This is a genomic window from uncultured Pseudoflavonifractor sp. (assembly GCF_944387805.1).
In the GTDB taxonomy this organism is placed as follows: domain Bacteria; phylum Bacillota; class Clostridia; order Oscillospirales; family Oscillospiraceae; genus Pseudoflavonifractor.
In genome coordinates this window covers 1-18279 of sequence record NZ_CALXGI010000005.1, presented here as the reverse complement: position 1 = coordinate 18279, position 18279 = coordinate 1, and the positions used below count along the sequence as shown (strand labels likewise).

General features: G+C 58.7%; 19 protein-coding genes. 5 read left to right on the top strand and 14 right to left on the bottom strand.

Going from position 1 to position 18279, the window contains the following annotated elements; translation table 11 throughout:
- The first annotated feature begins 46 nt into the window (after nt 1-46).
- Nucleotides 47-724, top strand: a complete 678-nt coding sequence (locus Q0K06_RS02425; RefSeq protein WP_294548101.1) for a TIGR00266 family protein — start codon at nt 47-49, stop codon at nt 722-724.
- A gap of 238 nt (nt 725-962) precedes the next feature.
- Here the strand turns inward: Q0K06_RS02425 and Q0K06_RS02420 are convergent, their stop codons facing one another.
- The 7 genes from Q0K06_RS02420 to Q0K06_RS02390 are packed head-to-tail and all read right to left on the bottom strand — an operon-like array spanning nt 963 to nt 5842.
- Nucleotides 963-1226, bottom strand: coding sequence for a carbon storage regulator (locus Q0K06_RS02420; RefSeq protein ID WP_294548098.1), 264 nt, complete (start codon nt 1224-1226; stop codon nt 963-965).
- Complete coding sequence (locus Q0K06_RS02415) at nt 1213-1674, bottom strand: flagellar assembly protein FliW (protein ID WP_294548095.1); 462 nt, start codon at nt 1672-1674, stop codon at nt 1213-1215. Before Q0K06_RS02415 ends, Q0K06_RS02420 begins: the two co-directional genes overlap by 14 nt.
- Before the next feature lie 15 nt (nt 1675-1689).
- A complete protein-coding gene (locus Q0K06_RS02410) occupies nt 1690-2295 on the bottom strand; it encodes a DUF6470 family protein (protein WP_294548092.1) in 606 nt (201 codons plus the stop codon).
- Between the two features lie 55 nt (nt 2296-2350).
- Entirely contained in the window at nt 2351-3460 is a 1110-nt protein-coding gene (locus tag Q0K06_RS02405; protein ID WP_294548089.1) for a hypothetical protein, read from the bottom strand.
- A 32-nt stretch (nt 3461-3492) separates the two neighbouring features.
- Nucleotides 3493-5091: a flagellar hook-associated protein FlgK gene (gene flgK / locus Q0K06_RS02400; RefSeq protein ID WP_294548086.1), complete on the bottom strand. Its 1599-nt coding sequence runs from the start codon at nt 5089-5091 to the stop codon at nt 3493-3495.
- An 11-nt stretch (nt 5092-5102) separates the two neighbouring features.
- Nucleotides 5103-5549, bottom strand: a complete 447-nt coding sequence (locus tag Q0K06_RS02395) for a hypothetical protein (protein WP_294548083.1) — start codon at nt 5547-5549, stop codon at nt 5103-5105.
- Between the two features lie 5 nt (nt 5550-5554).
- Nucleotides 5555-5842: a flagellar biosynthesis anti-sigma factor FlgM gene (locus tag Q0K06_RS02390; RefSeq protein ID WP_294548287.1), complete on the bottom strand. Its 288-nt coding sequence runs from the start codon at nt 5840-5842 to the stop codon at nt 5555-5557.
- Between the two features lie 272 nt (nt 5843-6114).
- Between Q0K06_RS02390 and Q0K06_RS02385 the strand changes: the two genes are divergently transcribed.
- A complete protein-coding gene (locus Q0K06_RS02385; protein WP_294548080.1) occupies nt 6115-6519 on the top strand; it encodes a hemerythrin family protein in 405 nt (134 codons plus the stop codon).
- An 89-nt stretch (nt 6520-6608) separates the two neighbouring features.
- Here the strand turns inward: Q0K06_RS02385 and Q0K06_RS02380 are convergent, their stop codons facing one another.
- The 4 genes from Q0K06_RS02380 to Q0K06_RS02365 form a co-directional block, all read right to left on the bottom strand.
- Nucleotides 6609-7352 (bottom strand): hypothetical protein, encoded by a 744-nt coding sequence (locus tag Q0K06_RS02380; protein ID WP_294548077.1) that lies wholly within the window; start codon nt 7350-7352, stop codon nt 6609-6611.
- The gene (locus Q0K06_RS02375) at nt 7349-9226 is read right to left on the bottom strand and encodes a cell division FtsA domain-containing protein (protein WP_294548074.1); all 1878 of its coding nucleotides are present in this window, start codon (nt 9224-9226) and stop codon (nt 7349-7351) included. The genes Q0K06_RS02380 and Q0K06_RS02375 overlap by 4 nt, the downstream gene beginning before the upstream one ends.
- 42 nt (nt 9227-9268) lie before the next feature.
- Complete coding sequence (locus Q0K06_RS02370; RefSeq protein WP_294548071.1) at nt 9269-11014, bottom strand: methyl-accepting chemotaxis protein; 1746 nt, start codon at nt 11012-11014, stop codon at nt 9269-9271.
- Nucleotides 11015-11102: 88 nt separating this feature from the next.
- Nucleotides 11103-11813, bottom strand: a complete 711-nt coding sequence (locus Q0K06_RS02365) for an ATP-binding cassette domain-containing protein (RefSeq protein ID WP_294548068.1) — start codon at nt 11811-11813, stop codon at nt 11103-11105.
- Between the two features lie 76 nt (nt 11814-11889).
- On the opposite strand from Q0K06_RS02365, the gene Q0K06_RS02360 reads away from it, so the two are divergent.
- Entirely contained in the window at nt 11890-12762 is an 873-nt protein-coding gene (locus Q0K06_RS02360) for a C39 family peptidase (protein ID WP_294548065.1), read from the top strand.
- 82 nt (nt 12763-12844) lie between these two features.
- Here the strand turns inward: Q0K06_RS02360 and Q0K06_RS02355 are convergent, their stop codons facing one another.
- From Q0K06_RS02355 to fliD, 3 genes are read right to left on the bottom strand one after another with little or no spacing between them, the layout of a single operon-like run.
- Entirely contained in the window at nt 12845-13276 is a 432-nt protein-coding gene (locus Q0K06_RS02355) for a hypothetical protein (RefSeq protein WP_294548062.1), read from the bottom strand.
- Between the two features lie 10 nt (nt 13277-13286).
- The gene (locus Q0K06_RS02350) at nt 13287-13661 is read right to left on the bottom strand and encodes a flagellar export chaperone FliS (protein WP_294548060.1); all 375 of its coding nucleotides are present in this window, start codon (nt 13659-13661) and stop codon (nt 13287-13289) included.
- A 27-nt stretch (nt 13662-13688) separates the two neighbouring features.
- Nucleotides 13689-16280 (bottom strand): flagellar filament capping protein FliD, encoded by a 2592-nt coding sequence (fliD, locus tag Q0K06_RS02345; RefSeq protein ID WP_294548057.1) that lies wholly within the window; start codon nt 16278-16280, stop codon nt 13689-13691.
- 255 nt (nt 16281-16535) lie between these two features.
- On the opposite strand from fliD, the gene Q0K06_RS02340 reads away from it, so the two are divergent.
- Together Q0K06_RS02340 and Q0K06_RS02335 are read left to right on the top strand one after the other, a co-directional pair.
- Complete coding sequence (locus Q0K06_RS02340) at nt 16536-17327, top strand: ParA family protein (protein WP_294548054.1); 792 nt, start codon at nt 16536-16538, stop codon at nt 17325-17327.
- The gene (locus Q0K06_RS02335; protein WP_294548051.1) at nt 17327-18151 is read left to right on the top strand and encodes a late competence development ComFB family protein; all 825 of its coding nucleotides are present in this window, start codon (nt 17327-17329) and stop codon (nt 18149-18151) included. Before Q0K06_RS02340 ends, Q0K06_RS02335 begins: the two co-directional genes overlap by 1 nt.
- Nucleotides 18152-18279 lie beyond the last annotated feature (128 nt).

The following is an 18279-nucleotide window of genomic DNA, read 5'->3' as shown; positions in this document are numbered from 1 at the left end:
ACAGCATCTATGATGGAGATATCCCAAAACACAGAGGAGGCTGGCGATGAGATACGAAATTGCAGGCGGCGCTTTCCCAGTTGTGATGTGTCACTTGGAAAACGGCGAAAGGATGATCACCGAGAGCGGCTCCATGGTCTGGATGTCGCCCAATATGCAGATGGAGACCAGCGGCGGTGGGCTGGGCAAGATGTTCTCCCGGGCATTCTCCGGCGAAAACATCTTCCAGAATATCTATACCGCCCGTGGGGACGGCATGATCACCTTCGGCTCCAGCTTTCCGGGGAAAATCATGCCCATTGAGATTGGGCCGGGCAGAGAAATGATTTTACAGAAGAAGTCCTTTCTGGCGGCAGAGGCAGGGGTGGAGCTGTCCATCCACTTCAACCGCAAGCTGGGAGCGGGCTTTTTTGGCGGAGAGGGGTTTATTATGCAGCGCCTGTCCGGTTGTGGCATGGCCTTTGCGGAGATTGATGGAGAACTCATCGAGTACGACCTGATGCCGGGCCAGCAGCTGGTGGTGGACACGGGGAACGTAGCGGGGTTTGAACCCACGGTGTCCATAGACATCCAGCAGGTGCCTGGACTGAAGAATATGTTTTTCGGAGGCGAGGGGATCTTCAACACTCTGCTTACCGGTCCCGGCAAGGTGTGGCTCCAGACTATGCCAATCAGCAGCGTGGCCATGGCCATCCGGCCCTTTATCCCCACGGGGAACAGCTGATACATTCTAAAGCAAAAAAAAGAGAGACGCCGTGCAGAGCAAGTGCTCTGCACGGCGTCTCTGCGCCTGAGGGGTCTCAGCGCAGACGGGCGGAGAGAGACGTACAGTCGCCTCCGTCAGGCGTAGAATAGAGTTGGCACAGATTGCCTGCCAGGCCATTTTGCGTGCACACACCGGCAGAAAAGCCTTCCCTGCGGAAGCAGCACAGGGATAAAACAAAACAGATGCCGGAATTCGCTTAGAATTCCGGCGTCTGTGGGGCGGGCTGGATGCGCCCAGACAGGGCGGATTCCAGCTCTGCGACCAGAAGCGCGGGCGCAGTACTGGCCGCATCCTGGTTTTCGGTGGCAGCCTTTTGAAGCTCACTGCGCAGGACAAGTACTTCCTTGGGAGCACAGATGCCAAGATTCACCTGTCCGTTGGACTCAATGGAGAGGACGGTAATACTGATGTGGTCGCCGATGATCAGAGATTCGCCCTCTTTGCGGCTAAGAACCAGCAACCGACTCACCTCCTCCGTTGGAGAACTCCTCCAGACGGTGGCGCATGTGGTAGTCTGTGGTGTCCAGAATAACCTGGGTGCCCCGGCGGAGCTCCGGGTTGACCACCACAGGGCAGCGCAGGTTGACCGTGCTCTCTCCCACCGGCTCCTTGGCCACGCACATCACATAGTAGCACAGCTCGCAGCTCTGGGAGACGCCCATCAGCTTGAGCTCCTCTCTGGAGAGGACCGGCCGGTAGTCGGGCTTAAGGGAAAAGGGATTCATGAGGATAAAGGCGGGGGAGGGGGCGGATACGCTCTGGAGGCAGAGCATGTTGCCCTGGCTGCCGGAAAAGGGGAGAAGGAGGAAACGCTTTTCTGATTCAAAGCCGAACAGGCCGTCGGGGAAGTCCAGCACATCCTCCGGTGCATAGGCAATCTGTCCGAAGTATTTTGTATTCAGCTGCAACGAAATCCCTCCTGCTCAGACGTTGATATCCACCGGTTCATAGTCCGGGTCGGAAGAGGGGGGCACATACAGGGGACCGCCCACATACTTGATAATGACGTCAGGGCGCTGGGTCATGGTAAACTCAATATCGCCGGGGACAAAGGTGAAGCTCATCTGCTCCATACGCCAGTCGAAGTTGAGCTTGTCCATCTGGTACCGGATGCTCATTTCGCCGCCATCCCAGCTGATGTCAGGGCCCGTACTGGGCAGAAAATCAATGTTGACATTGGCCGGCTGCCCCATGGTTTCCTGCCTGGCCAGCTGAGGGATCACATCCTGGTCAATCCGGGCCTCCATCATCATTCTGCCCTCCTTTGCCAGTACGGCGGTGGCCTGGTAAGCACCCTGGACGCCGGCCTGAGCCTGCCGGCGGATTAGGGTGGCAGTGGTAGGAGTGACGGAGTTTCGGGCCTCAAAGGAGTCGATATTCACCTGGATGGGGCGGCTGCGGATACTCAGCCCCCCCTTATCCCGGGAGACTTCAACCTGAGCAGTTCCCCGGGCGTACTCCAGACGGGCCCGCGTGACCTTCATCTGAATTTCGATTGGGACTGTCTTAATTTCAATGAGCGGATACATGGCGCTGATTACTCCTTCCCTGCATAAGACGCGAACACGTATATCCTGAAACCATTCAGTTCAGATAATCCATCAGAGACTGAGGAATGACGTGAGCGCCCACCTGAAGAGCGGCGTTATAGCTGGTCTGAACGGAGGAAAGGGTGAGAATAGCCTCCACCTGATCCACCTTTTCAATGCTGTTGAGCTCGGTATTGAGGGTGCTGAACGAGCTCTCCAGCTGGGACTTGTTGGTCTCCAGATACTTGGCTTTGGTCTCCAGGGCCGAGTGCTGCGCGCTGAGGCCCTCCTGGGCCTTGGTCAGCTTGCCTGCCAGACGCTGCGCGTCCTCCTTGTCGCCTGCAGAACTCCAGGTCCCGGACTCTGTATCATATCCCCGGAAGATTTCGGACAGGCGAACCATAATGGAGACAATATTGGTGGGGTCTCCGTCCTCATCCACACCGTAGCCCCCGATAAAGTCCGTGCCTGAGATAGCAGAATCAAAAGCGGTAGAGTCAATGACTTTTCCATTTTTGTCCACCTCAAAGCCGATGCCGATGTCAACATACTGGTGCTCCTGGGACCACTTGTCCAGCATTTCGCGGTTGGTCATAGAGGTGCCGTCGTCCTTGAGGACAGGCTGATTGTTCTCATCGAGGTAGGTGTCGTCCAGGGTATCCGGGTCGTCAATCCGCACGCCGCGGTAGGTGACGTATGTCTTGTTATCCACGGTCTCCAGGGCGAAAGGGGCGTTCTGGGTGTCAGAGCCGTTAAAGAGGAAATTGCCGTCGTACTTGCTGTTGAGGCTCTGGACAATGGCCTCCGCACCGGAGAAGAGTACGTCGCCCTGCGTGTTCAGCGTGCTCAGATTGGTGTCGCTCAGACCGGACAGGGCGGGAGCCTCAGCCAGGTCCCGCACCAGCTTATCAATAATATCGTCGGCCACATCCCACGCCGTTGAGACCTTGTTGAGCACCGTAGTGTTATTGGAGTACTGGGTGTTGGTGGCATTGAGCGAGCTGTGGATCTGAAAGGCGCGGGTGGCGGCCGCCGGATCAGCGGAGTAGGAGTCAAAATTCCGCCCGCTCATAAGGGAATTCATGGCGGAGTAGAGCTGGTTGGAGGATTTCATCAGATTCTTCTGATAGGTATAAAGTGTGCTGTTGGTGGTAACACGAATCATAGATTATTCACCTCGAAAGACAGAGCGGCAAATTATACTGTGCTGTTGATGAGGGAGTCCAGCGCCTCTTCCAGCACGCTCATCAGCCGGCAGGCGGCGGTATAGGCCTTCTGGTACACCATCAGGTTTGTGGCCTCGTCGTTCAGATCGACGCCTGTGACGCCCTCGCGATCCACATAGATATCGCCGGCTGTGACTGTGTAGTTGTTGAGAATGGTGTCCGTGGTCATCTGGTCCTTGGCGAGAGTGGACTGGATCTTCAGGAGCATATCCTCAAAGGTACCCCGATAGGTGTCGCCCACAGCGTCCGCAGCAATGTGAGTGGGATCAAAGTCTACCTTCTGATCAAAGAGCGCCAGAAACTTGGCCAGATTTGAGGTGTCGCCGCTGGCAGCATGGACGTCATCAGTGGCCTGAATGGAGACGGCGCCATTTGACCAGCCCTTGGAGACGGAGATATTGGCGGCGGTAATGCCGTCGGCATTGTCCGTGTCGCTGCCGGTGCTGAACAGGTTGCCGGCGCCATTAAGACCGGTGTTATTGAGCTTGTTCATGGCGTCGGCAAATTCACGCGCCAGAGAGTCCAGCGCCTTCTGATAGTAGGGGATACCCCGTTTGGTGGCGGCGTTGGGGTCAGCGGCAACATCATTGGCAGAGGAGAACTCACCCTCCTCCGTAAGCAGTTCCCGGATAGACTGGAGGGAACCGTACAGGTCATTGTCCAGCAGCACCTGGGGGTCGGTGTCTCCGGCGTTCTGCTTTTCTCCGCTGGCATCCCGAAGGGCGTAGAGGTTGAGACGGTAGTCGTTATTCTTATCTGCCAGCAGTTGGGCAGAGTATTCACCGTCCACCAACGTGTGATTGTGGGGCGGGTCGTTGGACAGGGTGACGGTGAGCTTCTCTATCATGGTTCCAGCGCCCACGTCCTCCATGGAGTATTTAACGTCAATCTTCATATACTGGCTCAGCTCGTCCAGCAGCAGGTTGCGCTGATCCCGCAGCTCCAAACCGGGGTCCCCACGGATATCAGCGTTGCGGATGGAGAGGTTCAGATCACGAATGTTATTGAGAATATCATTGACCTGGGAGACCTGCTGGTCCAGCTTGTCCTCGTAGGTGGACTGCAGCTCGGAGAGCTTGCTGGCATAAGAGTTGAAGAGGGTGGTCAGGGCGTCGGCGGAGGAGCGGATGAGGCCGTCATAGGTATCGGTGCCATTGGCAATGGCCTGGCTGATGAGATCCCGCATATCGTTAAGCTGACTGAGGATTACGCCGTCGTCCTGCTCCAGGTCGCCCTTCCCCACCTCGTCCAGAATGGTGGCCAGGGAGTTGAGCCCCTCCAGCTTGGCGTTGGCAGAGCCCACGTCGGAAGAGGCTTTGCGGTAGGAGATATCCAGCCCTGGATCACGCAGCTGGGTTACGCCGGCTATAATGGCGCCCTGGCCGATACGGTTGGTATAGCTGGAGGAATACCGGTCGCTGACGGAGGGAACCAGGCTGACCTGATTGAGCCGCTGACGGGTATAGCCGGCAGTGTTGATGTTGGTGATATTATTGCCCGTCACATCCAGACCCTTTTGGGCGGCATAGATCCCCAGACGGACGGTGGTAAAAGAACCAAAAGTACTCATGGCAACTCCTCTCAGGCACGAAAATCAGTCTGTGGCGTATGTGGGCCGGCAAGATGCCCCTGGCGAAGCGTCTCACGGCGTTCCAGTTCCTGCTGAATATGGCGCAGGTTGGACTCCATTACAGTGCGCGCAGCATTCTGGGCGCTGGAGAGCACCTGATAACTGCGCAGAATCTGCTGGATCGTCTCAGACGCCTGAGCCCGGTGCTGGTCGGGGCAGTGGCCGGGCAGGTCCCGCAGGGACACCTGCTCCAGGCCCAGCTCCCTGAGCATAGCGGTTCGCTTCTGCTCCCGGCCGCGAAGATCCAGGGCAGCGACCTGCTCCTGCTTCATGCAGGCGTCCAGCTCTTCCAGATTTCCGGCCTGAACAGCGCTGAGCTTCCGCTGCTCCAATACGGTCAGGGAGTCCAGCGCCTGGCACAGCTCGGACAAAAATAAGAGATAATCTTTAATATCCATGGAGCTTAACCGTCCTCTCGCAGAAGAAGCATCCGGGCGGCAATCTCCCGGGGACTGGGCTGATATTCGCCTGCGGCCACCTGCTGCTGCAAATGCTCCACATCCTGGGCGGTGACCCGGGTGCGGACCTCCTGAGACAGACGGCTTACCGTTTCCTTCATGCGCTTTTCCGCCATATCCATATGGGAGGAAAACTGAACCTGATCATATTGCTGTGCAGGAGAAGCGACACTGGCGGCATCTGTTTTTTTACCATAAGCTGTCGGACCAATGACAGGATACCCCTCGCCCATATTAATCCGGAACATTACAAGGCCTCCCTCTCATTCTCATTCATAGCTTTGTGCGGAATATGGTGCACCGCATTTCTCTGTTTGATATATATATCGGCCTGCCTCGGGCATTACATAATAGGGGATGAGAAAAATCGCGAAAGAAAAATATAATCCGTATCATGATTATCTTTTTGCGTGAGCAGGTCGATATAGTAAACAGGGGAGAAAATCTCCCCGAAATACAGTGCCGCCGGCGGTAACTGACGACACGAAAAAAGGAGTGAGATTCCGTGCGATATGAAGTAACAAAGGATCTCGTCACTGGAAATACACTGATTGACTCGGAGCACCGGCAGCTGTTCGACGCCGTAAACGCGCTGATGGATGCCTGTGCCCAGGGTCAGGGCCGCACACAGCTCCAGAAGACCGTAGACTTTCTGAACTCTTATGTGGCCCGGCATTTCCGGGATGAGGAGCAGCTGCAGATCCAGAGCAAGTATCCCGGCTATCCGGCGCATAAGACCTTCCACGACGGGTACTGCCGGCAGATGAGCGAGACGTCTCAGAGTCTGATGCGAGACGGTCCCACGGTCAAGGCCCTGGGCGACCTCAACCGGGTGGTTGGCGTGCTGATTTCCCACATCCGGACGGAGGACAAGCGTCTGGCCCGCTACATTCAGGAACAGGGCAGCTGAGCCAGCCGGAGCAGCGCTTTTACACAGAACAACACAAGAGCCGGGATGTCCCTTTCTGTGGGATATCCCGGCTCTTGTGTTCTGCGATATTACGGCGCCCCCAGAGGAGTGGCCTGACCGGTGATCCGGTCCAGCGCGTATACCTGAAGGGCAGGAAGAGTGAGCAGATAACTCTTCTGGAACTGATGGGTGTCGGCCAGATAGACGTTGACGCACAGGCACTCCTGATCATCCAGCCGCACGAGGCCGTCCTGGGGGATAATGGTATACTGCGCCATACTGCTGCCGGACAGGCCCAGATAGGCGGGGGACAGCCCTTCCATATGCGCCACAGCCTCCTCCACGGTGACGGAATTCTCCGCCTCATCCGCAGTCTGAGGAATTTCATCCTTGGGAACAAGGGAGGGCGTAACAGAGCAGGAGGTCTCTTCCCACTGTACCGTCAGCCGAAAGCATTCATCAGAGCCGTCCGGAGACTGAAAAACAAGCGCCTGACCAGAGGCAGCAGAAAAATCCGGGGCAGTGAGATTGGTGTCCCCGGTGCTCACAGTACAGTTATAGTCCTCTTCGAGGGCCTTGGTATACTGCTCCGCTGTTTCCCCGCCGTTGGAGAGCTGGGAATAGACATAAGTAACGCTGTCCGGCTCATCCTCGGAGGCGGACTCCTGGAACTGGAAGCTGCTGTCCAGCGTCACCAGACTGCTGAGAGAGGGAAGGCTGTCCTCACCCAGCGCATAATCCAGCGGCGGCTCCGGGGCGGAGCTGTTGCTGCAGCCGGAAAGCAGCAGAGCGGCAGCCAGCATAGACACTGCCGCTTTTTTTGCGTGTTTCACCGAGCATTCACCTCGTCCTCATATCCGATAATCACTTGGTCGCCGGGCTTGAGCGCCTGCTGGAACAGGCAGGGCGCGCCGTTTACCCGCAGCTCCACCGGCCGCTCTGCATGCTTGAAGTCAATGCCGGAGTGCTCCAGCAGATCCATCACATAGTGGGGGGAACCGTCTGCTTTGTTTGGGAGCAGAATGGAGCGGCCATTGAGGGTGACCGTACAGGTAGTGCCGACAGGCTGACTTGTCTGAGAGGGAAGATGGGAGGGCGGGGTACTGCCCCGGACCACAACCACAAAGGAGCCGGAGGGCACAAGCATATCCGGGCCGGCAGGGGGTGCGCCGTCAATGGCAATGGCATCTGCGTTGAGGCGCTGGGCCAACTGGGCGGCTGTGAGCTGGCAGTCCTCTCCGGCCTTGGCGGGGATAAATTCTACTGCATCGCCGGCGCAGACAGGGGCGGAGGGCTGCACCTCCTTGCCGTTGATTTTTAAAACAGCGGGCTGGGCGGGCTGGCCGTGGAATACTCTCCGGCGTCCGTCTACCTGGAGCACCAGGGGCTTTCCGCTCTTACCCAGGAGATCGAAGTAGCTGTATCCATTCATCATCAGCAGGTCCATGGCGGAGAGGTCGCCGCTGCGGAAGAGCTTGGCCCTGGTCCCGTTCAGCGTGACCTGACAGCTGTCGCTGATAAGTCCCAGCCCGGCGGAGACGGCAATGCCCAGCGGCGTGGCATACTCCGGGTCCTCCAGAGCAACGGTATCAGAGCATGCGGTAGCTTTAAAGTGTCCCCCCGCCACAGCAACCCGCCTGGGGTCCATTTCCAGGGCCTCTGCAACCTTTTCCCGCAGCCCGATCAGTTTACTGCCGCCGCCAGCCAGAAATAAGGCCGAAGGGGCGGCACCGTTGAGGGACATTACACGCTGGGCAATCTCTCCGGCCAAAAGCCGGGCGGCGGGCTCCAGAGCGGCCTCCAGCTCTTGGCTGTCACAGGACTGCTCTTGGCCCAGAATATCGGTAAAGGTCACGGTGGCGGACTGGGATAGCTGGGCTTTCATCCGTTCGGCGGTGCCGTAGTCCACCAGATAGGCTTTCATCAGCGCCTCAGTGATCTCGTCTCCTGCCACAGTGGCCATGGTGTAGCCCACCACAGTCCCATCCCGGCACACGGCAATGTCTGAAGTGCCGGCGCCGATGTCCACCAGACACAGGTTGAGAAGGCGCAGATCAGCGGGGATAGCGGCGTTCAGAGCGGCGATGGGCTCCAGGGTCAGGCTCTCCACCTCCAGACCGGACTGGCGCATCACAGCGTACAGGCTGTCGATGACTCCGCCGGGCAGGAAGGTGGCCACCACGCTGGCCTCCAGTTTCCGGCCGCTGTGACCCAGCAGTGTGGCCAGGGGATAGCCGTCCAGCTGGTACTGGGTGGCAGTATAGCCCACCAGGAGCAGCTGCTGTCCGTCCTCATTTCCGGCGCGGACAGCCTGTTCGGCCTCTGCAACGGCGGAGGCCTCCAGCTGTGCAATCAGGGCAGGGCCAATGGACTCAGGCGCGGACAGCTCCCGCAGACCGTGACCCTGCTCTGTGCGCAGGGCCCGGCCAGCGGCAGCCACACAGGCCCGCTCCAGCCGGCAGCCGGCGGTGTGCTCCAGCCGTGCGGTTACGTCCCGCACGGCGGAGGCCACCTGTGCAATGTCCTCAATCTGCCCATCCATCATGGCGCGGTGGGCATGGAGCTGCTTTTCCATAGCCAGAATGCGGACTCTGCCGTCCTCTCTTGTGCCCAAAAGCCCGATAACACTTCTCGTTCCAATGTCCAGGGCATAGATAAGCCCCTGATCCTGGTGGGGAAGGGCGGAGGATTCAGCCGTCTCTGACATTTACAGACAACTCCTTTCCTGAAAGCCGGGCGCGGCTTGGAATCAATACTTGCTGAAGCGGTTTTCCCCCGCAGCGTGCTCGGCGCTCATGCCGGAGGTCATGTCCAGATGCTCGGGTTCGAAGGAGAGCTGGGCGCCAGACTTCAGATGGAAGCGCTGGACCATCTGCTTCATCATTACGGCCTGGGAGGAGAGCTCCTCGCTGGCGGCGGCGGACTCCTCGCTGGTGGCGGAGTTGGTCTGGACCACAGAAGAGATCTGATCCACACCGGTGGTCAGCTGGGCAATGGCCTCAGCCTCGGAGATGGTGCTCTCAGCCAGCTTGTCCATGTACTCAATGGCCGCGCCGGCGCACTCCACAGTCTTCTGCATATTGGCGTCCACATCTTCGACCAGCGTGTCGCCGCGCTCCACGGCGGCCATGGAAGACTCAATGAGCTTCTTGGTTTGCTTGGCGGCGTGATCGGACTTGGAGGCCAGATTGCGGACCTCGTCAGCCACCACAGCAAAGCCCTTTCCGGCGCTGCCGGCCCGGGCGGCCTCCACGGCGGCGTTCAGAGCCAGAATGTTGGTCTGGAAGGCAATGTTCTCAATGGTCTCAATGATCTTGCCAATGTCCTTCTGGCCGGTGAGAATATCGCCCATGGCCTTGCGCATCTCCTGCATGCGCTCATTGCTGATGCGGACCTGATCGGCGGCCTGGTCGGCCTTTTCCTTGGCGGTCTGGGCGGTCTTGCGGTTCTCCTGGGCGGAGTTGTCCAGGTCGTTGATGGTGGCGGACAGCTCCTCCACAGCGCTGGCCTGCTCCGTGGAGCCCTGAGCCAGGGCCTGAGAGCCGGTGGATACCTGGTCGGCTCCGGCGGCCACCTGGTCGGCGGCCTGGAGGATGCTGCTCATGGTGTCATTGAGCTGCTCCAGCAGATACTCAATGTTCTCCTTAATGGGGGCCAGCTCGCCAGGGTACTGCTGGGTCACAACACAGGTGAGATCTCCGCCTGCCAGACGCTTGGTGACGGACACGATATCCTCAATGGTGCCGTGGAGGATCTGCTGAGAGGTGCGGACAGCATCACAGATGCCGCCGATTTCATCTTTGGACTCGTAATCCAGCGCATAGGACAGGTCGCCATGGCTGAAGGCCACCACAGCGTCCTCAGCTTTGCGCAGGGGGAGGACGATGGAGCGCACGGTGTACAGATTAAAGGCCAGGCCCACGATAATGCTGATGACCACGATAATGGCCAGGATAACAATGTCACGGATAATCTGACCGTTCAGAGCGTCTGTAAGCTGATTGCTGGTTTCCTCCAGCTGATCAATCAGGGACTGGCCAGTCGCGACAGCCAGGTTGAGCTTGGGCGTGCACTGGTTCTGGATCAGGTCGTTAACCTTGGCAGAGTCCTGCGTCTGCAGCGCGTCAGAGACTTCGCCAAAGATAGATTCCCAGTCCTGCACCTGCTGCACATACTGGGCGGCCAGGTCGCTCTTGTTGGAGCTGATGATCTTTAAGGTCTCAGAGATGTCAGAGATAGAGGCGTTGATCTCGCCGATGGTGGACTCATTGTAGCCGAACAGGGCCATATCGCGCAGCTGGCGGGCAACGGAGTTGACCTCCATCTCGCTCTGCAGCACAGCGTCCGTCACGGTGGCCTGATTGTTGAGAATATCGTTGTAGCCGCTGTTGGTGCGGATGATGGTGCTGACAGCGATGCCGATCATAAGCAGTGTGAGCACCAGGGTGATGCCGAGCGAAATCAGCATTTTGGTCCCGACTTTTGTGTTCTTCATGGTGTGGTTCCTCCCGATTTTTATACTTTACTTTTCTTTATGGAACATAAAATCCTGGTCCGAGGCATGCAGACAGGATGCTGGGGGACTATACAATATCGCCGTACCGGCCTTTCTGTACGTCGCCGAAAACCAGACCATCCACCAGGGTAATGACCCGGCGGCGCATCAGGTTGACAAAGTTTTTGGCGTGGGTGGCCATGATGACAGTGATTCCGTGGTGGTTGAGCTCGGACAGGAAGAGAAACATATCCCATGCGGTATCCTCGTCCAGATTTGCAGTAAGTTCATCCAGAACAAGGATCTCAGGATTGTTGATAATGGCGCGGGCAAGCTCCACCCGGCGGCTCTCTCCCAGTGAGAGTTCTACCGGATAGCATCCGGCAGCGCCGCTCAGGCCAACCAGACTTAAGGCCTTGCGGACGGATTCAGCAGGAGTGCGCTGTCCCCGCCCGCGGCCCAGCAGGGCCACGGCAGAGAGGTTTTCCTCCACGGTCCGCTTTCGGGCCAGTGTGGAGATCTGGGGTACATAGCCAAAGCACAGACGTTTGCGGGCCCGATGGCGCTGGGTCATACGGGTGACGTTCACGCCGTCCAGATAGACGGCGCCGTGGGTGGGACGGAGATCGCAGGCGATCATCTGCAACAGCGTACTCTTGCCGGCGCCGCTGCTGCCTGTTATGAACACAAACTCCCCCTGTTCAATGGTTAAATCCACAGAGCGGATTGCGTGCACCACCCGTTTTTCATTTTCCACGGGGAAATCCTTCCCGATGCCTTCCAAACGAATCTGCGGCATAAGCGGCTCCTTCTATACAAAGACAAATAAATTTGCTATAATCACTTTCACATCAGGAAAAGGTGGCGTAGAGAGCTTGGATGAGAAAAAGAAACGGAGAAAAGTCCTGCGTGTGCTGGGTGCGGCCGCACTGGCGCTGGCCTGCATTGCCGGAATGGAGTTGGCAGTCTGCAGTGTGGCAGCGCCTGACCTGTTCCAAAGGATCACCCAGCCTGTGGCGGGACTGGTCCAAGCGGTCTGGGCACGCGGAAAGACGCTGGCAGAGACAGTGCTGAGCGCCGGAGAAGCGGCGGAAGAAGAGCCGCCCCAGACCCAGCCGGTCAGCCAGGAGATACAGGAGCCGCAGGACGACCAGTCAGAGCTGTGGCAGGACCCAAAGGCCACCCAGTTTGCCGTGCGCAATGGTCAGGAAGTCCTGACCGGCGGAACGGTGGAGCTCATCTACTTCAACCAGGGGGAAGCTCCCTGGGCGGACGCTCGCTTTGGCCCCGACCCCATCAGCGGCTTTGGCTGCGGGCCCACTGCCATGTCCATGGTGGTGTCCACCCTGGGGAATGAGATTGTGGACCCGGCGCAGATGGCCCAGACGGCCTATGAGCAGGGGTACTGCGCGCCGGGCAGCGGCTCATACCTCTCGATTGTAGAGGGACTTGGCCGGCTGTTTGGGCTGGAGGCTCAGTCCTGCGGAGATATCACCGCAGAGGAACTGTGCCAGCTGCTGGCGTCTGGGCATTTGATGGTGGCACTGATGGGCCCCGGACATTTTACAGACGGCGGGCATTTTATTGTCCTGCGGGGTCTTACGCTGACAGGGGAGATCCTGGTGGCCGACCCCAACAGCAGGGAACGCAGCCTGGCCCTGTGGGACCCGCAGCTTATTCTGGACGAGCTGTCAGCCAGCCAGACGGACGGGGCGCCGCTGTGGTGCTTCTCCACGCTGGAGAGCTGAAGAGAGCGGGTGGGGACCCTGCCGGAAAAAGCCGGCAGGGTCCCTTTTTATTGCGCGGTACAGGGCAAGAAGCGACGGCATTTTATGTCCGGCGCTGTTTTGCGTTTTCAGCGTTTTTACTGTAAAAGGACCTGCGTCCCCCAAGCCGGAGACTGACAGCCTGATCTGCCTGACAGATTCGCTCCAGAAGGGAGCGGTTCATCTTGACCTGCCGCAGCAGCGCCGCCTTGCCGGGCGAGTCGGGGACAGAACCGTCATTACCGGAGAGCAGCTGCTGCAGGGCAGCGGAATCGTCTCCGGGGAGTTGGGCGCATTGGAGGTTCAGGGCAGCCCTGTGCGCCAGAAGATGGTCCAGTTCTTCCCGCCGCATGGAGAGAAACAGACGCACGGACACCTGGTCCTGCCGGCTCAAGGCCTGGGACAGCTGGTCAGTGAGCTCAGAGATCTCGGTGAGAGAGGCGTATATTCTGCGCTGCAGGCAGGCGATATCCATCAGTGTCTGATCGGTCAGCATTTCGGCGCTCCTAACGGGCGGAAGAGCTTTTTTCCGCTGTGCGGAAGCTCTCGCGCAGTTCGCTGGCCATGCGCTTGACCCGCTCCAGTTCTGTTTTGTTCCGTCCGCTTTTTACGCGGCTGAGTTCATAGCAGAAGTACTCATAGAGTCGGGTGAGCTGGGCGCTGATGGGGTACTGATGATCCAGCGTATCGTCCAGATAGTGAATAATAGCAACAGAGCGGTCCACTGCGGCCTCAAAGGTGGGGTAATCCTCCTGGGAGAGGGACAGCTCCGCCTGAGTCAGCCGCTTGACCAGCTCATCATAGAGCAGGAGCAGCAGCTCGCCGGGGGTCATGGTGTTCACAGCCTGTTCCCGGTAATACTGATAACCGTGCATATCCATAGGCCGTATTCCTTTCCTGAGAGATAATTAGCCGCCCAGAAGGCCGGAAAGCGCGGAGCTCTGGGAGTTCATCTCGTTCATAAGCACTTCCAGCTGGGTAAATTTATTGGTGTAGTAGTCCACCTTGTCGGACATCTTGTCCTGCCACTTGGAGATCTCCTCCTCCAGGGCCTGCATCTGGCTGAGCATGGTGTTGTTCAGCGCGGCGGTAGGGGAATACTTGGAGCCGGCCTTTTCAATGAGGATGCCTTTGGGATCTCCGGTGGTGGAGGCGTAACGGTCAATGATTTTTTGGATGGAGGTCATCAGACCGTCAGTGGCCGCGCCGCTGTCTTTGGACTTGGTAAAGGCCTCCTGCACCTTATCCGGGTCGCTGTCCAGCGCCTGACGGAATGCCTGCTCATCAAAGGTTAGGGTGGTCAGCCCGTCGGAGTAGGAGGTGGAGATGCCAATGGAGCGCAGCGCGGTGCCGTCTGCGCCGCTGGCGGAGATGGCGTTGCGCAGCTGATTATAGAGGGAGGACAGGTCGCTGTCCATAAACAGAATACCGGTCTTGACCTTCTCCTCGTAGGCCTTAATGGCCGAGTCGCTCATATCTGCCATGTCGTCGTCGGAGAGCGGCTCGTACCGGGAGCCGTTGGACTGCTGAAGCGGCATGTCGGAGTAGGCGCTCTTGACCTCCTTGATAATGGCGTTGAAGTCATCCACCATTTTTTTGACTGCGTCCACAATGGTGTCGGCGTCGGTCTTGCTGGTGAAGGTCACCTTACTGGTCGCGTCCAGCTTATCGGCTTTGATGTCATCTTCGGTGACGTCCTCGTTAAAGGTGCCGCTGAGGTTGACAGACATGCCATCCAGATCCACGGCGTTGGAGGAGCGGACCAGTTCCATGTTCACCCCGTTGATGGTGACATTGAGCAGGGCATCCTTTCCCTCGGAGTAGCTGTCGTTCAGCGTGCCCAGGCGGGTGCCGCCGGAATCGACCGTGGCGCCGAAGAGCGCGGCGCCCAGGCTGCCGGATTCGATGTCCACGCGGCCGCTCGAGCCGGTATCCTTCGCAGTAAAGATGAACTGTCCAGAGGTTCTGGAGTAATCGACCTTTACGCCGGCCTCGGTATTGGCGTTGATGTTGTTGATGACGGTGTTCATCTCGGTGTCCCGGGTATAAGTGCCGATCTTTACGCCGTTGATGACAAGGTCATAGCCATACAGCACTTTGCCGTCCTTGCCCAGGCGCTCGTTGTTTGCATTGACGGCATTGCCGTCGGCATCCACATAGCCGATGACTTTTCCGCTCTCATCGGTCTGTTCAATGGCCTTGTCGCCGCTGCCCATCACAATGGTGCCCTTTGTCCAGTCGAAGCCTGCGCCCAGATTCAACTCCCCCAGGGTCTTGCTTGTGTCCAGATAGCTGGTCAGGCCGGAGCCGATGCCCAGCACATCGCCCACGTCAGAGCTGGAGGCGGTTACGGCAAAGGTGGAGTTTTTGACGGAGGGGTCCATGGTAAAGGAGATGCCGTTTTTATCGAGCGTGGCGCTGACCTTGTTGACCTTGCCGCTGCCGGTGTCCACTGTGCCGAAGGCGTTTTTCAGCTCCTCGTTGAGGGCGGACTGAAACGCATCCAGATCGGAGATGCTCTTGAACTTGTCCAGACTGATGGTCTTGCTTTTGCCGTCCATGGAGACGGTCAGGCTCTGACCGGAGACAAATTCGCCCAGGGTGAGTTTTTTGGTAAAGCTGCTGGAGTCCCCCAGGGAGACAGAAGCCTTGCCGTCGCCCAGCTCGCCCACCAGCTCGCCCAGGCTGCCGGTGGCGCCGGTAATGGACACACTGTTGCTGGCGTTCTTCTTGTCGGTGACAGAGATGGAGATGGTTCCGTCGTCGGTGGACTTGACCTCCACACCGATGTACTTATCTGCAGAGCCGGAGCCGCCGCTGGTGGAGATCTGCTGCTGGCTGAGCTTTTCTGTGATGGCATCCTGCAGCTTCTGGGCGCTGAAGTTGCCGTCTTCATCCGTAAAGAACTCCCGCTGCCCCAGATTTATCGAGACCGTCCTGCTGCCGTAGGTAAAGGTCAGGGAGCCGGACAGATTGCTCACATCGACGGTATCGTCGTCATTGACGGCGATAGCGCCGCCGGCAATGGTCTTGCTGCCGGTGCTGCTGTCGGCAGACACACTGGCGTTTAGGCTGTTGCCGGACACGCTGTACCGGGCGGCGGTAGCCAGCTGGCGCACTGCGTTGATCACCACGTCGCTGCTGGTTTTACCGGAGGCGGTGATAAGTGCGGCGTTGGCGCCGTTGGTGGTAATATTTACCGCGTTGTTGAAAAAGCTGGAACTGAGCAGGTTGGTGCTGGAGTACGCATACGAGGTGTAATTCCGTGAAAACTCCACCAGCTTATCCGAGATACTCTGGTAAGCCTCCTGCTTCCACTCCAGGGAGGTGTGGTCCTTCTGGAGCGACTGGATTTTCTGCTGGTAACTCTGGACCACACCGGAGATCAGCTCTTCCGTATCCATACCGCTGGCCAGGCCGGAGATAATGTTATAAGTGCGGTTTCCATAGATACTGGAGGAAGAACTAGAACTGGATAGGCTGCTGACCGATGCCATCATTTACACTCCCTTTTCTCAGGATTGAAAAAGAGAACCAATTTGGTTAATTTTAAGCAGTACTGCGCGGGATTTTCGGCTGGTTGACAAGGAAAAGTCTTTTGAGTACAATAGCCTTGAAAGTGTTTACATGTTCTCTCATCATTCTATATCGTCCGCTGCGGCAAAAGATTAAGTGTTGCTTCACATTTTTTCTCTAAAATTCAGCAAAAAATTGTAACCGTCCTGCGCAGCGGGACAGAATTGGAGTGAGACAATATGTCAGCTTCTATCATAGCAGTTACCAACCAGAAGGGCGGCGTGGGAAAGACCACGACGGCGGCCGCGCTGCTGGCCAGCCTGAGCCGCCGGGGGGCGCGCGTGCTGGGGGTGGATATGGACCCCCAGGGCAGTCTGGGCTTCAGCCTGGGGCTGGACATTGAACAGTGCGCTACGTGTTATGAGGTGTTCCGGGGGGACATGGAGCCCGCCGACGCCATTGCCGCCGCGGAGAGCTGCGATCTGCTGCCGGCGAACATTCTGCTGGCGGGCGCGGAGCTGGAATTCAACCGGCCCGGAAGGGAATTCATGCTGAAGACGGCGCTGTCCAAGGTGGAGGAACGGTATGACTACATCATCGTGGACACCCCTCCCGCCCTCAACCTGCTGACCGTCAACGCCTATGTGGCGTCGGACAGCCTGATCATTCCCATGGCGCCCGAGGTGCTCAGCCTGCTGGGCGTGTCACAGATTAAAGAGACCATCGAGAGCGTGCGGGAGTACTACAATCCCCACCTGAAGGTGCTGGGCATTTTGCTCAACCGGTACAATCCCAGGCTGAATCTGAACCGGGAGGTGCTGGAACTGGCCGGGCAGATTGCCCGGCAGCTGGATACCGTGGTGTTTGAGACCAAGATCCGCACCAGCGTCTCTGTGGCGGAGGCCCCGGCGCATGGGCAGAGCGTAGTGGACTATGCCCCCTCCGCCAAGCCCGCCCAGGACTTTGAGCAGCTGTGCGACCAGATAGCGGACGCCCGCTTTCCCCGCAGAGAGAAGAAAGGAGGGCGCTGATGGCAGGCAGAAAAGGCAGCCGCAGCAGCAAGACCGACCATGTTTTGAATCTGCTCTCCGGCGGAGCCAAAAAAGAGGAGACTCCGGCGGCGCCGGAGCAGGAGAAAAGAGTCCGGGAGGAGACGGCCGGCGGGCAGCCGCCCCAGGTAGAGCAGCAGCCCGCACCGGCAGAGGGCGGCCTGGCGCGCCGGAACGGCGAGCGGCTGGGCCCTCCCATTCTGCAGGTGGCCCGCACAAATAATGAAGCCCTGTCCCAGACCATCCGGGACGCCCTGACCCAGACGCTGGAGGAGGAGCTGGCCCAGGGGGGCGGGGCGGGGCCTTCTGAAGCCGGGCCGGAGCCTCAGCCGGAGCCCCAGCCGGAGCAGGCTGGGCCGGAGTCGGAGCAGGAACCGGAATCGGAGCCGGGCGGGACGCCCGCCCAGGAGGCGGAGCCGGAGGCCGCGCCGGAAGCGGCAGAAGAAGAGGCCCCTGCGCCGCCCGGACAGCCCGGAGAGGAGGGGAAAGCGGAGCCCGCCGGACCCTTCCTTCCCCGCGAGACCCGCCTGCCGGACAGCGCGGTGTGCGTCAATGTGATGGAGCTGCTGGTGGATGAGCGGCTGGACCGGTATGTGCGGATGTTTGGACTGTGCACCTGTCCCCGCTGCCTGGCAGATGTCCGGGCCCTGTCCCTGACCCGCCTGCCGCCGAAGTATGTTGTGCTGCCCGGCGCTTACGCAGCGCCCATGATCAGCCTGTACCGGGCGAAATTTGAGTCCCAGGTTATCGCACAGGTGATTCAGGCCTGCAAGACGGTGATGGAGCACCCACGGCACGGGGCGTAAAAACAGAACAGGCTGCGGGCCGCTTCCGGAGTGTTCCGGAAGCGGCCCGTTCTTTTGCTTAAAGAACCACTGGGTCTGCCAGTGGATAAAGAGCTTATAGCTATGGACAAAAAAAGGACTCCCCGATA

Bases quoted from the DNA above. Each gene is read 5' to 3' on its own strand.
- Q0K06_RS02425 (WP_294548101.1), top strand. From the start codon at position 47: ATGAGATACGAAATTGCAGGCGGCGCTTTCCCAGTTGTGATGTGTCAC.
- Q0K06_RS02410 (WP_294548092.1), bottom strand. From the start codon at position 2,295: ATGTATCCGCTCATTGAAATTAAGACAGTCCCAATCGAAATTCAGATG.
- Q0K06_RS02405 (WP_294548089.1), bottom strand. From the start codon at position 3,460: ATGATTCGTGTTACCACCAACAGCACACTTTATACCTATCAGAAGAAT.
- flgK (WP_294548086.1), bottom strand. From the start codon at position 5,091: ATGAGTACTTTTGGTTCTTTTACCACCGTCCGTCTGGGGATCTATGCC.
- Q0K06_RS02395 (WP_294548083.1), bottom strand. From the start codon at position 5,549: ATGGATATTAAAGATTATCTCTTATTTTTGTCCGAGCTGTGCCAGGCG.
- Q0K06_RS02390 (WP_294548287.1), bottom strand. From the start codon at position 5,842: ATGGGCGAGGGGTATCCTGTCATTGGTCCGACAGCTTATGGTAAAAAA.
- Q0K06_RS02375 (WP_294548074.1), bottom strand. From the start codon at position 9,226: ATGTCAGAGACGGCTGAATCCTCCGCCCTTCCCCACCAGGATCAGGGG.
- Q0K06_RS02370 (WP_294548071.1), bottom strand. From the start codon at position 11,014: ATGAAGAACACAAAAGTCGGGACCAAAATGCTGATTTCGCTCGGCATC.
- Q0K06_RS02365 (WP_294548068.1), bottom strand. From the start codon at position 11,813: ATGCCGCAGATTCGTTTGGAAGGCATCGGGAAGGATTTCCCCGTGGAA.
- Q0K06_RS02355 (WP_294548062.1), bottom strand. From the start codon at position 13,276: ATGCTGACCGATCAGACACTGATGGATATCGCCTGCCTGCAGCGCAGA.
- Q0K06_RS02350 (WP_294548060.1), bottom strand. From the start codon at position 13,661: ATGGATATGCACGGTTATCAGTATTACCGGGAACAGGCTGTGAACACC.
- fliD (WP_294548057.1), bottom strand. From the start codon at position 16,280: ATGATGGCATCGGTCAGCAGCCTATCCAGTTCTAGTTCTTCCTCCAGT.
- Q0K06_RS02340 (WP_294548054.1), top strand. From the start codon at position 16,536: ATGTCAGCTTCTATCATAGCAGTTACCAACCAGAAGGGCGGCGTGGGA.
- Q0K06_RS02335 (WP_294548051.1), top strand. From the start codon at position 17,327: ATGGCAGGCAGAAAAGGCAGCCGCAGCAGCAAGACCGACCATGTTTTG.